Here is an 11,909-nt window from a genome sequence, read left to right as displayed (position 1 = left end):
AGTAGAAGCAAGGCCCCCGGGGCACTGTCGGATGTCGCCGCCGAAGCGGCTCCGCGGCGTCTCGGGGGCTTTCGCTTTGTCCAGTGGCTGAATAGTGCAGTGAGGGCTGTCGATTGCCAAGAACCACGACCGTGAGTGCAATCTTGCACGACTGCGACTTGCTATGCGACCAACGCTTCGTTCTGCTGCAACGGATTGGCCGCCTGATTGCTCGCCAGCGCGTCCAGAACGATGGACCACACCTGCGGGCTCAACACCACGCCAAGGTGCCCGGCGGGAAGGTTCGGATACAGGTCCTGAAGTACGACGTTCGTCACGGCTGGGCCGTCGAGCAACTGTTGCGTGTACGGGGTGACGATCTCGTCGTTCTTCGAGATGATCGTGGTGTACAGGACACCGGGGCGGGTGTCGCCGTTGCCGTACACCTCCTGCTGGAAGGCGTTACCCAGCGACTGCTGCTCCAGGGCCGGCCCCACCGCATTCGCGAACGCGATGACCAGCGGTCCCAGAATCGGCAAGCCCTGCAGCCCGATCAGGCCGCTGGCATCTGTGCCGTGATTGCTCGGTGCGATACCGATGAGCTGCGAGACCTTGTCGGCGCCGTCGAGGTTGTTGATGTAGTACGCGGGAAGGATTCCGCCGCCCTGCGAATGGCCGATGAGGATCACCTTGGGCGCGCCGGTTTCCTCGAGGACCTTGTTCACCTCGTCGGACAGCTGCTGCGCGGACTGCCTGATATCGTCCGTCGCCTGGATCGGGAAATTCGGATCGTTCGTGACGTTGCCGTAGTTGAAGGTGTAGACCTTGTAGCCGGCATTCGCGAGCACGGGCGCTCCCACACCCCAATTCTCGCCCTGGGTGGCAATCGTGCCGTTGATCAGAATGATCGGCAGCGGATGCTCGGGAGTGACCGTGATCGACGGATCATTTGCACCGGGTGGCGGTTTCTGCGGATTGAAGAAGGAAAGCCCGTCGATGAGCCCGTAGTTGACGGGGAAGGGTCCTGTGCTGGCGGTGGCTGGTGCTCCGATCAGCGATCGGCTCACCGCCGCAGCCGCATTGGCGACAGCGGTCGCCAATGCATACGGCGCTCCGAAGAAACTGTGCGGTCCGAAGATCTGCGCGGTGGTGTCCGCCAAGGTCCACACCGCCGACATCGCGACGACGCCCACGTCGGATACCAAGCCGACGACTTCCCGAGGCTGCGGGAGTCTGATCGTGTTGCCGCCAGATGTCGTGCTCGGGACTGCAGGCGCGATTGAGGCCAATTTCGCGGCCACCGGCTGTGAGTCAGTCGGTGGTGTAGATACAACAGCTGCTCGCTGACTTGTCGTGCTGGTCGTCGAGGGCTCCGAGTCGTCGGCGGCAGGCTTCGCCAGCGTTGCGGGCTTTGTTGACGCGATGGTCGAGCCGGGTTGGTGTGAACTTTGGCGGGTGTGCCGCTGTGGCGGATCATCGGAGCCCGAAGCCGCATCCGTCTTCTTCGCGGCCGCGTTGCTGTCGTCAGCTTGCGACGTCGATTCAGCAGTGGTGCCGGCTTTCTCCGCGGACAGTTTCGGCCCGTCGGCTTTCTCCGCAGACAGTTTCGGGCCGTCGGGTTTCTCCGCAGACAGTTTCGGGCCGTCGGGCTTCGACGGGTTCGAAGCCGGTGACCCCGCCGAAGTCGAAGTGTCCCCTGAGGGCGACGGATCGTCGGCCTTGGCGATACCGCTGCTCAATCCGACCGCGACCCAGGCCGACAGGACGAAGGCGGCCACCGTTAACCGCAACCACCAATAGAAGGACCTCGTGGACACTCGCAGACCTCCCCGTCCGGTAGGCATGCAATGTATCCAGATCAGGGTCGGGGTTGTCCCGATATTGGCAATGCTCGTTGTCGGCTCAGCGACAGGTCGGCGAGATCCGCAGCATCGCGACGTCGTGTGGCGCGACGGTGCGGGCGATCGCGCCGGTCGTCGTGGTGTCGGTGTGCGTCCACAAGTCGCGCACTGCGTAGCATGGCGCGTCGCGCAGTCCGGCGATCGATGCACTAGTGGTGATGTCTGCGGGTTGGTCGGCGGCGTTGAACAGCGCGACCGCCACGGCGTCGTCCGACAGCGGCTTCACCAGGACTCTGTTGTCCCGCGGTAACGCCTTTGCCTGCGCGGTCAATGGGTCCTGGTCCACAGCGATCACATCGCGGTTGGTCAGGATCGCGCGCGTCTGATCGCTCATCGTCCGGACGTCGTTGCCCGCCAGCAGCGGCGCCGCCAGCATTGCCCACAACGAAAAGTGCGCGCGCTGTTCGGATTCGGTCAAACTGGGCTGAGCGTTGGCGCGCCACGACACCTCGGCGTTGGACAGCGCAAGCTTCGCACGCACCTTCTGCAGACGCTCGGGTGTCAGGTCGTCCTCCGACACGAGAATGCGGCTGAGGTCGAGGTGATTGACGAAGAAGTCACTCCACGACAATCCCACGACAAGCATGTCGGGGTCATTGAAATACTCTGCGCGGCTTCGCGAGACCACCGGCGAGGAGGCGCGAAACTCGTCGGGCACGCCCAAATAGGTGCCGGTGAGGAACGCGTCGGAGCTGTCCAACGGCGGCAGCGTGTTTCGCCACACCGGAACCAGGTCGGTGGTGTTGCGGGCCATGTCGGCGATGCCCGACCAGTCGTAGCCTGTTCCGGCATGGTGATTGTTGGAACTGTTCGGATTGATGCTGTAGAAGATGCGACGACCGGTGGCGCGCAATGCATTTCGCATCGCAGTGAAGAGCTTGACCTGATTGGCGTGGTCCGCATCGGGGTGGCACCAGTCGTACTTCAGGTAGTCGACGCCCCACGCTGCGAACGTCCTGGCGTCGGTGTCCTCGTGGCCTGCGCTGGCGATCCGGGGATCCTGCCCGCAGGTCTCGTCGTAGGGGCTGGCATACAGGCCGAGCAGCATGCCCCGGTCATGGACGTAGCGAGCCAATGCCGCGATGCCGTGCGGAAACGTCTTCGGATCGGCGCGCAGTTTGTCGTCGGGTCCGCGCGTCGGTGCCGCCCAACCCGCGTCGAGGTTGACGTAGCGGTAACCCGCGTCGCGCATGCCGGACGAGACCATCGCGTCGACGGTGGCCTTGACCGTGTCTTCGGTCAGCGGGATACCGGAGTTCCACGAGTTCCACCCCATCGGCGGCGTGAGCCGCTGCGGTGCACCCGCATCGATGTGGGCGGCGCAGCCGGCGATGCCCGCGCTCGCCAAGCTCATTGCGACGAGGATCGAACACAGCCGTACGCCCACCGGCCGAGGATCGCCGACCAGGGTGTGCGTACGCTGTCAGCGCCCTGCGTGGCCGCTGAATGCGCTCAAGATTGCACTCAAGGCTACGGACTCGCATGCACAACAACCCTCATTGCAAAATCGGTGGAGAGGGCGTAGCAGAATGAGGCTCGTGCCCGAAAGGTTTACCGAAACATTCGCGGCAGGGCTGGCGAGCTACGGCGAGCAGCCGTGTATCGAGTTCGAAGGCCGCTGGTATTCCGGTGCCGATATCACCGGATACGCCGACGCCATCGCCTCCCTGCTCGACGAATCCGGTGTGCCCGCCGGCGCACCCGTCGGGCTGGTCGTTCGCAACCGGCTGCCGCATGCCGCCGCGATCATCGGCTTCTTGGCTGCCGGCCGACCCGTCTCGATGATCTATTCGTTCCAGTCGCCCGACGCGATCGGTCGCGACATCGAAAAGCTGAACCTGTCCGCGATCGTCGCCGACCGCGAGGACTGGGCCGACGAAGTGGTCGACGCCGCGAAGCGCGCAGGCAGCGCAGGCATCGCGATCTCGTCGTCGCAGCCGGGCGTCGCAGCGGTCGACGGGCTCGAACATCGCGACAGCAGCCGTCAGCACGCCGAGGTCGAACCCGGTGTGGCCCTTCAGATTTTAACCAGCGGCACCACTGGCCCGCCAAAGCGCCAGGACATCAAGACCTCCGTGCTGGAGCGAACCGTCTTCAGCGTGACGAGCGGCGAGAAGGACGCGCCGGGCGCCCCGCCGGAGTTCGCCTACTGGCAGTTCGGCGGCATCGGGGTATGCCAACTCGTCGCCGGTGTCCACAACGCCCGACGCATTGTGATGCTCGAGCGCTTCACTGTCGACGGCTTCGTCAACGCCATCAAGACCCACCGCATCAAGCGCTCCGGCGTGCAGCCTGCGGTCGTCCGCATGCTGCTCGACGCCGACGTACCCAAGCAGGATCTTGCGTCACTCGAATTTCTGATCAGCGCGTCGGGACCGCTCGACCCTCAAACCCGCGACGAGTTCGAGAAGCACTTCGAGATTCCGATCCGGTTAGCCTATGGCGCAACGGAATTCGCAGGCTCATTGTGCGCGTGGACACCGGCCGACGTCGTGCAGTTCGGTGACGCCAAGCGCGACAGCGTCGGCAGGCCGCTGCCCGACACCCGGGTGCGCGTCGTCGACCCGGACACCGGAGCCGAGCTGCCCGTCGGCGAGCAAGGGTTGTTGGAGGCCAGGGTCGCACCGATCAGCCCGGATTGGATCCGCACCACCGACATCGCCTCGATTGACGTCGACGGCTTCGTCACCCTGCACGGCAGGGCCGACGGTGCCATCAACCGCGGTGGCTTCAAGATCCTGCCGGAAACCGTTCGACGCGTGTTGATCTCGCATCCGGCCGTGCGGGACGCCTGCGTGGTGGGCGTACCCGACAAGCGGCTGGGGCAGGTGCCGTTCGCGGCCATCGAAGCAACGCCAGGCGTGCCGGTTCCAACCGCAGACGAGCTCAAAGACCTTGTCCGCCAAGCATTGCCGGTGTACAACGTGCCGGTCGACTTCGCTATCGTCGACGAACTACCGCGCAACCCCGCGCTGAAAGTCAGCCTGCCCGCCGTCGCCGCTCTTTACGAACTGCGCGCGAACAGGTAGTAGCGCGCCTGGAACCTGTCCCTGACGACAGTCCTGGTTCGTCTTCGGCAGACAGCAGCTGCCACCGCTGGCTGAACCGCTGTTCGACTTCGGCCGGCGCGATTCCACGCACCGGGAACGAACCCGGCGGGAACGCCACGATGAGAAGTCGGGCATCCGGTGCCGCCAGTGCCGTGACCTCGCGGACATAGGCGTCGCGGTCGTCGTCGCTCATGCCATGCAGGCAGCCATTGTCGACGATCAGCGTGAAATCCTTGCCTACGCCCTCGGAGGACAGCCGCGTTGCATCGGCGTGCACGAAGTCGACCGCCACATTTTTCGCTGCCGCCTTCGCCCGTGCCTTGTCCAACGCCGTCGGCACGAAGTCCGCCCCGGTGACCCGCCAGCCGTGCTCCGCGAGATAAATCGACGAATCGCCTGTGCCGCAACCGATGTCGAGCGCGGGTCCGGTCGGCAGAGCGTCTTCGCCCTCGACCAGATTCCGCAGACTTGTCGCTAACGGATGCTCATTCCACGGCGTGAACCCGAACCGGTACATGAGCTTGAACAGCAGGTGCTTCGACGACATGACGTCACATTGAGCCGAGGTCAGCTGACAGCCAGTGCTCCGGTTTCATGAAGATGGCCACGCCGTCTCCGTGTTCCCGGCGGGCGAACTCGAGGTAGGCATCGACCTTGTCGGGCGGCATGTAGCGCTTGACCATCTCGACGAGTTGCTCGTCGGTGGCCGGTTCGATGCGGCTGACCGGGCCGTCGACCGCGACGTAGCGGACAGTCGGTTCGAGCCGCTGGACCATCAGCGTGAATTCACCCTGGGTCTCGATTAGCCGGTGCTTGCGTGAGCCGCTTCCGGTGTGCACCCATGCCTCGCCACCGGGCGTGTACTGGTACCAGATGGGGACCGTCAGTGGTCCACGTTTGTCGCCCGCGCTCACCGACAGCGCGGCGATGTGCGGCTCGGCCAGAAACTGTTCGCGTTCTTCCTTGGAGAGGGCCATGCGGCCCAGGCTAGTCGCGCGTTATGACAAGGCCTCGAGAGGAAGCGTCAGCACCAGGCCCTTGAGAAGAAGGCGAGCGCGACGATGCCGATCGCCAGTGCGGCTTGCGTCTGCCCCATCGAAGCCGTGCTGACGATGCCCGCGAGCGCGCAAATAGCGATGAGCGCCAGGAGCGTGTTCTTGACCCAATGGATGCCGTCGACCGAGCCTCCGGCGCCTACTGGCCTGACCTTGGGCCCAGGTACCGGACGCCCGTTATGACTGAACACTGAGCCTCCTCTGTGCGCCAGCTCACATTCTATCGCTGGTGTGAGGCACACCATAGCTCATGATCAGCCTTCGCTGGTTAATTCCGAATGTCGTTTGGGTCCCGCTTGCCTACAGCGCAATGAAACGCTTGAGTTTGCCGCTGGCCCGGTTGCGGGGAATGCGGTCGACAGGCTTGATTTTGACACTCGGATTCGGCAGCCCGCACCGCTGCAGCGCCGCCGCCACTGACGTCGCCAAGTTGTCGATGTCCGGACGGCCCACGGCAAGGATGTCGGCGCCGCGAGTGGTCTGCATGACCTGGTATTCGGAAACGTGTGGATCAGTCCCGAGGACATGGCGGAAAGCGATGGCGGGCACCGTAATCGAGCCGTAGCAGAAGTCGTCGTCGCGCCGCCCGCCGATGGCGGCGACTCGTGCGAACGCGCTGCCGCATTCGCACGGGCCTTTGAGCACCTTGACGTCGTCACCGAGGTCGTAGCGGATGAATGGGAACGTCCGATTCGCCAACCCGGTGGCCAGAGTGCGCGCGGCCGGCTCGTCGGGACCGACCGGCGCGCCGTTCTCATCGACCCGTTCGAGCACCACCTCGTCCTCGCAGATGTGCAGGCCGTCGCCGATACCGCAACCGACGGCCTGCACGCCGATCTCGGTGGATCCCCACAGGTTGTGGACCGGCGCCTGCCACGCGTCGGCGATCGCCTGGCGGTCTTCGTCGAGGAGTGGCTCGGAGTTGGTGCTCACCCGCACCGGCTGGCAGTCCAGATCGCCGTCAAGCACCGCGCGGGCGAGTCGGCCGATCACGGACGGGTAGCCGACCAGGTGCGTCGGCCGGGCGGCTGCCACCGCGGAAAGCACTTCGTCGAACGGCGCTCCCGCCGGAATGACGACTGTTTGCATGCCCGCCACGGTCGGCACGTCAAAGAGGGGCGTGCTGGCATGCGGCGGGGCGCCCGCCTCGAGGACCGCCATCCGTGTGGGGCCCGGGTGCGGGGCACGTCGCTCCGCCTGCGCTTGGGTCCGCCATGCCAGGCAGGCCGCGGACACGTACAACTGCCAGTTCCAGACGTAGACGCCGCGCACCCCGCTGGAGCCGCCGGAGCTGAATATCTGGTAGCCGTCGGGCGTGTACGAATACCATTCCTGTTCTGCCAGAATGCGTTCCGCGCGATCGCGGTTGAGCCTGCGGTCGGTGACGATGTCGTCCCAGTTGTCCTGCGAGTCGGCCTTCGTCATCACCGGCACCGACGCCAAGTCGGCGACAGTGACCGAGCTCAGCTCGAGGGCGCGTAGGCGGCGGGCGTGAAACGGCGACCGTTGGCGTGCGAACGACAACAGCGCGCGCAGTTGATGTTCCCGGTACTGCTCAATCTGATCGGAGGTCCAGGCGAGTCGCGCGGTGTGGTCGACGAGCGCAGCCTGGACCGCGCTCAGATGGACCGCGCGCATGCGCTCGTACTTGGCTCGGGCCGTCATCGCGTCCTACGTTGATCCTGATTTGACGTTTCCGTAAATCAGCATAGGGCGAGCCTGGCCGATGTTTGCCGATTACCGGCACACCAACTTGTGTGTCTCCTGTCGAGCAGGCCGGTTACGTGCCGCGACGTCATCGAGCCGCACCTCGGGGGCATCGACGAGGTCAACCGCTCGTTCCTCGCGCTCGTGGCAGCCTGCGACCCCGATGGTTGCCTGGCAGGGCTGGCAGGCCCCGCCGCCGATAGCGGCATAGAGTCGAGACTCATGCGCTTTGGCTTCTTCATTCCGCAGGGTTGGCGGCTCGACCTCGTCGACATTCCCACCGAAAAACACTGGCAGGTGATGCGCGACCTTGCTGCCTACGCTGACGGCAGCGCATGGGACTCCGTGTGGGTCTACGACCACTTCCACACGGTCCCGGTGCCCACCCGCGAGGCCACCCACGAGGCGTGGTCGCTGATGTCGGCCTACGCGGCGACCACATCGCGGGTCAAGCTCGGTCAGATGTGCACGGCCATGGGCTACCGCAACCCGGTCTATCTCGCCAAGGTGTCCGCCACCGCCGACATCATCTCCGGCGGCCGGGTCCAGATGGGCATCGGCGGCGGCTGGTACGAGCACGAGTGGAAGGCCTACGGCTACGGCTTCCCGTCGGCGGGCGCCCGACTCGGCATGCTCGACGAGGGCGTGCAGATCATGCGCGATGCGTGGCGCAAGGGCGAAGTCAGCCTCAACGGCAAGCACTATCAGGTCGACGGCGCGATCGTCGAGCCAAAGCCCTTACAGGAGGGTGGTCTTCCGCTGTGGATCGCCGGCGGCGGCGAGAAGGTGACGCTGCGAATCGCCGCCAAGTTCGCGCAGTACACCAACTTCACCTCCGAGCCCGAGGGGTTCGCGCACAAGTCGAGAGTGCTGTCGGACCATTGCCGCGATGTGGGCACCGATTACGACGCGATCGTGCGGTCGGCCAACTTCAACGCCGTTGTCGGCGAATCGGACGCCGACATTGGTGACCGCGTGGCGCGCGTGCGGGCCAGGATGGTCTCGGTGGCACCCGACGCCGCCGTGGACCCGATGCTGGCAACGGTGACGTCACCGGACTCGGCGAGTGGCACTCCCGAGCAGATCGTGGAGAAGCTGACGCGGATGCGCGAACTCGGTTGCGAGTACGCCATCCTCAACTTCCCGGAGGCCGCCTATGACCGCTCGGGCATCGAACTGTTCGAACGTGAGGTCATCCCCGCGCTGACCTGAAATTGATGCGCGGAAGCCATTCGCTGCGCTGTTAGCCTCACTGAGGAAAGGGTGGCGAGCGCATGGGGATCTACGACGTTGTCGAAAACGTCTGCGACTTCGTCACGGACGCGGCGGGCAGGGTCCGCAGCGCCGCACAAGTCGTCGAGTTCGTCGCAAAGCGGGCCACCCTCGCTGACATCGCAGACGTCGCGAAAAGCGTCGGGAAGTCGGCGTCGCCGCTAGATGTCGCGCCGACGTCGGTTCTGGTCGGCGGCCAGAAAGTGATTCAGGGCATGGTGCGGACCACCGGCGATGGTGATCCCCAGTCGGGCGAGGCATTCGGCGACGGGTCGCGCGCTTTCGACGATGCCAAGCAGAGCCTCGCTGATGCGCACACGAATTCGTCGTGGGACGGCGGACCCGCCCCCGCGGCATATGAGCGACGCGTCGGCGAACAGGAGAACAGGGTGGCCACGCTCGCTGATGCTGACAGCCGGATCGCGTCCATCGTGAGCCGCGAGGCCGGCGAACTCGTCGAGACCCGCCGCACGCTCAACGGGTTGCACGACTGGCTGGCTGAATACGGCGAGTACACGCAGACCCTCGGTGTCATCCCAGAAGTGGGCAAGGCCATCCAGATGCAAGCCGAGATGCTGGCTGTGGGAATGGCTTTGAAGGATGCGTCGGCGAAGATGTGGGAAATGCACAACAACGCCAACACCAATGCCGCTGCGGTACGTGAAGCGCTTGCGATGTATCAGCAGGTGAGTACGGCTGCAACGCAGCAGGATTCGATCGGGGACGGTCAAGACAGGCGAATCGCCGCGTCCACTATCCGTAGTGTGGCTTCGCACCAGGACGAGGCGGCGCGCGGCATCAGTTCGGCGGTCTCGGCGGTGCAGAGCGTTGGCGAGAACATGACGAAGACCCACGGCCTGGTCTGTGCCGTGACAAGCGCTGCGGTGGCGGCGGCAGAAACTGAACGCGCGACGGCCGGCAACCGCACAGCAGGCGTCAGCATCGAACTCGCCGGGAAGCTCCGCAACGCCGCCGAGAAGTACGATGAGACCGACCTGGCCGAGAAGGCCAAGCTCGACGATCAGCTGCCACCTCCCTGAGGAAGAGCCGTGACGGACGACGAAAATTACTCAGCGTTGGAGGCGTTCGACGAATACGTTCCCGCGCCGGAAGACGGTGCGGAACAAGAACTTTCGTCACCGCTGTACACCGTCACCAATCCAGCTCGGACCGTGTCGGTCACGGTGTGCCTGGACGGCAGAGTCGATCATGTCGAACTTGCACCCAATGTGACGGACATGACGGAACGGGAACTGGCCGAGGAGATCACTGTCATCGCGGATCTGGCGCGCCAGAAGGCCCGGTCGCAACTGCATACGTTGATCGTCGAAGGAGTGCGCGTGATGGGTTATGACCCTGCGATCATGCGCGACGGATTGCGGCGCGAACTGGATATGCCGACACCGGAGGAGGCGGCGGCATCGGCGGCGGAAGTTTTCGCATCCCGATACGTCTCTGACGAGAACGGAGACCGTTGAGCGGCACACCGCAGGATGCCAGGCGAGATTGCAGTTATCGCGGAAAATATCGAGTGTCCATCACGATAACTGCAATCTCGGCGCGCAGAATCTCGCCGAGGTCCACCACGCACCCTGCCGGCCCGCAGTCCTCACTGGGGGGCCCGATCCGAAGTGAATAAGGGGTAACGCGCAGCCAACGAAACTTAACGGCCCGGTGAACCTGTGGAGTCGCTGACGTTTCAAACCTCTGTGAGGATCTGTACGTGTTATCGATTCCACGCGAGGTCGACCTAGAACCCCACCGTCCGGTGTGGGTGCCCCGGCCGCACCTCGTCCGGCAGCGCGCTGACACCTGGGCTCGGCCGGCGCATCCCGCCGATATCGCGCAGGCGCGGCTTTTCGACGCCGTTCTACTAGGCGAAATCGCCGAGTTGGAGGCGCTTGTCGCCTCGATGGAAAAGCGTTGGCGCAGGCGTTGTGAACGTGGCATCGATGATCCGAATCGGCCTCCGGATAACTTGGTGCGGATGCGCGGCCGCGTCGCCGAGGCCCAGGAGTTGCTCGACGCGTTGCGTGACCGGTTCCCGTCGGAATGAGCAAACCACCGCCACGCGACCGAGATCCGCTCACCGTGAATCAAACTCACGGAGTCCACACGCCGGTGGCGGCCGCCTCACGGGCGTAGTCGGCGAAGTCTTTCGGCTCGCGGCCGAGTGCGCGTTGCACGCCGTCGGCGAGCTGCGCCTTGCTGCCGAGCACTTCGGTGAACAGATGGCTCAGCAGCCAGATGAAGTCTTGCGGCAGAACGTATTCCGTGAGCATCGCGGTGTAGTCCTCGATCGGCACCGAGACGAAATTGATGTGCCGGCCCGCAGCCGCCCCGATCTCCGCCACCGCGTCGCCGAAGCTGAGCAGGCGTGGACCGGTCAGCTCGTAGAGTTGGCCGACGTGGCGGTCGTCGGTCAACGCCGCCACCACCACGTCGGCGATGTCATCGGCGTCGACGAACGGTTCCTGCACCTGATCGACCGGCAGTGAGACCGTGCCCGCGAGCACCTCGTCGAGCCACGCGCCCTCGTCGAAGTTCTGTGCGAAGAACGCGCACCGCACGATCGTCCACTCCAGTCCGGAGGCCATCACGACGCGCTCGGCCTTCTCGGCCTCGGCTTCGTTGCGCCCGGACAGCAGCACGAGTCGGCGGACGCCGGCGGCCTTGGCCAGCTCGGTCAGCCTGCCGATGGCGTCGACCGAACCCGGGACGGCCAGGTCCGGGTAGTAGGTGATGTAGACCCTGTCGACGCCGGCCAGCGCCGACGCCCAGGTCCGGGGGGTGTCCCAGTCGAATGGGATGTCGGCCGACCGTGAGCCGTGCCGGACTGCGACGCCACGCTGTGCCAGTTGATCGACTACGCGCGTTCCCGTCTTGCCGGTGCTGCCGATGACGAGAATGGTGTTGTTGGTCATGCCTCGAATTCAACGGCCCGG

13 protein-coding genes are annotated in these 11,909 nt (G+C 65.0%); 6 read left to right on the top strand and 7 right to left on the bottom strand.

What is annotated here, in order from left to right; genetic code table 11:
• Nucleotides 1–161 precede the first annotated feature (161 nt).
• Entirely contained in the window at nucleotides 162–1,184 is a 1,023-nt protein-coding gene (locus MYCSM_RS38460) for an esterase/lipase family protein (RefSeq protein ID WP_232425666.1), read from the bottom strand.
• A gap of 148 nt (nucleotides 1,185–1,332) precedes the next feature.
• On the opposite strand from MYCSM_RS38460, the gene MYCSM_RS38455 reads away from it, so the two are divergent.
• Complete coding sequence (locus MYCSM_RS38455; protein WP_041312717.1) at nucleotides 1,333–1,779, top strand: hypothetical protein; 447 nt, start codon at nucleotides 1,333–1,335, stop codon at nucleotides 1,777–1,779.
• Nucleotides 1,780–1,881: 102 nt separating this feature from the next.
• Here MYCSM_RS38455 and MYCSM_RS26490 read toward each other — a convergent pair whose 3' ends face one another.
• Nucleotides 1,882–3,234: a glycoside hydrolase family 27 protein gene (locus tag MYCSM_RS26490; RefSeq protein WP_015309255.1), complete on the bottom strand. Its 1,353-nt coding sequence runs from the start codon at nucleotides 3,232–3,234 to the stop codon at nucleotides 1,882–1,884.
• A gap of 175 nt (nucleotides 3,235–3,409) precedes the next feature.
• On the opposite strand from MYCSM_RS26490, the gene MYCSM_RS26485 reads away from it, so the two are divergent.
• Nucleotides 3,410–4,909 (top strand): class I adenylate-forming enzyme family protein, encoded by a 1,500-nt coding sequence (locus MYCSM_RS26485; protein WP_015309254.1) that lies wholly within the window; start codon nucleotides 3,410–3,412, stop codon nucleotides 4,907–4,909.
• Here the strand turns inward: MYCSM_RS26485 and MYCSM_RS26480 are convergent.
• The 4 genes from MYCSM_RS26480 to MYCSM_RS26465 form a co-directional block, all read right to left on the bottom strand.
• Nucleotides 4,860–5,477, bottom strand: coding sequence for a class I SAM-dependent methyltransferase (locus MYCSM_RS26480; RefSeq protein ID WP_015309253.1), 618 nt, complete (start codon nucleotides 5,475–5,477; stop codon nucleotides 4,860–4,862). The two genes, MYCSM_RS26485 and MYCSM_RS26480, sit on opposite strands and share 50 nt — an antisense overlap.
• Nucleotides 5,478–5,481: 4 nt before the next feature.
• A complete protein-coding gene (locus tag MYCSM_RS26475) occupies nucleotides 5,482–5,907 on the bottom strand; it encodes a pyridoxamine 5'-phosphate oxidase family protein (protein WP_015309252.1) in 426 nt (141 codons plus the stop codon).
• 47 nt (nucleotides 5,908–5,954) lie between these two features.
• On the bottom strand, nucleotides 5,955–6,176 hold the full coding sequence (locus tag MYCSM_RS26470) for a hypothetical protein (RefSeq protein WP_015309251.1): 222 nt from the start codon (nucleotides 6,174–6,176) through the stop codon (nucleotides 5,955–5,957).
• Nucleotides 6,177–6,285: 109 nt separating this feature from the next.
• On the bottom strand, nucleotides 6,286–7,650 hold the full coding sequence (locus tag MYCSM_RS26465; RefSeq protein ID WP_015309250.1) for a phenylacetate--CoA ligase family protein: 1,365 nt from the start codon (nucleotides 7,648–7,650) through the stop codon (nucleotides 6,286–6,288).
• 264 nt (nucleotides 7,651–7,914) lie between these two features.
• Here MYCSM_RS26465 and MYCSM_RS26460 point away from each other — a divergent pair, with 264 nt between their 5' ends.
• The 4 genes from MYCSM_RS26460 (at nucleotide 7,915) to MYCSM_RS26445 (ending at nucleotide 11,020) form a co-directional block, all read left to right on the top strand.
• Complete coding sequence (locus MYCSM_RS26460) at nucleotides 7,915–8,904, top strand: LLM class F420-dependent oxidoreductase (RefSeq protein ID WP_041315030.1); 990 nt, start codon at nucleotides 7,915–7,917, stop codon at nucleotides 8,902–8,904.
• Nucleotides 8,905–8,966: 62 nt separating this feature from the next.
• Complete coding sequence (locus MYCSM_RS38450; RefSeq protein ID WP_015309248.1) at nucleotides 8,967–10,004, top strand: type VII secretion target; 1,038 nt, start codon at nucleotides 8,967–8,969, stop codon at nucleotides 10,002–10,004.
• Nucleotides 10,005–10,013: 9 nt separating this feature from the next.
• Entirely contained in the window at nucleotides 10,014–10,442 is a 429-nt protein-coding gene (locus MYCSM_RS26450) for a hypothetical protein (RefSeq protein WP_015309247.1), read from the top strand.
• 245 nt (nucleotides 10,443–10,687) lie between these two features.
• Entirely contained in the window at nucleotides 10,688–11,020 is a 333-nt protein-coding gene (locus MYCSM_RS26445) for a hypothetical protein (protein WP_015309246.1), read from the top strand.
• A 46-nt stretch (nucleotides 11,021–11,066) separates the two neighbouring features.
• Here MYCSM_RS26445 and MYCSM_RS26440 read toward each other — a convergent pair whose 3' ends face one another.
• Complete coding sequence (locus MYCSM_RS26440; protein ID WP_015309245.1) at nucleotides 11,067–11,888, bottom strand: NAD(P)H-binding protein; 822 nt, start codon at nucleotides 11,886–11,888, stop codon at nucleotides 11,067–11,069.
• Between the last annotated feature and the right edge of the window lie 21 nt (nucleotides 11,889–11,909).

The sequence above is a fragment of the Mycobacterium sp. JS623 genome (assembly GCF_000328565.1).
Taxonomy (GTDB): Bacteria; Actinomycetota; Actinomycetes; order Mycobacteriales; family Mycobacteriaceae; genus Mycobacterium.
Note: the sequence above shows the minus strand (reverse complement) of the source record. Positions and strands in the feature narration are given on the sequence as shown.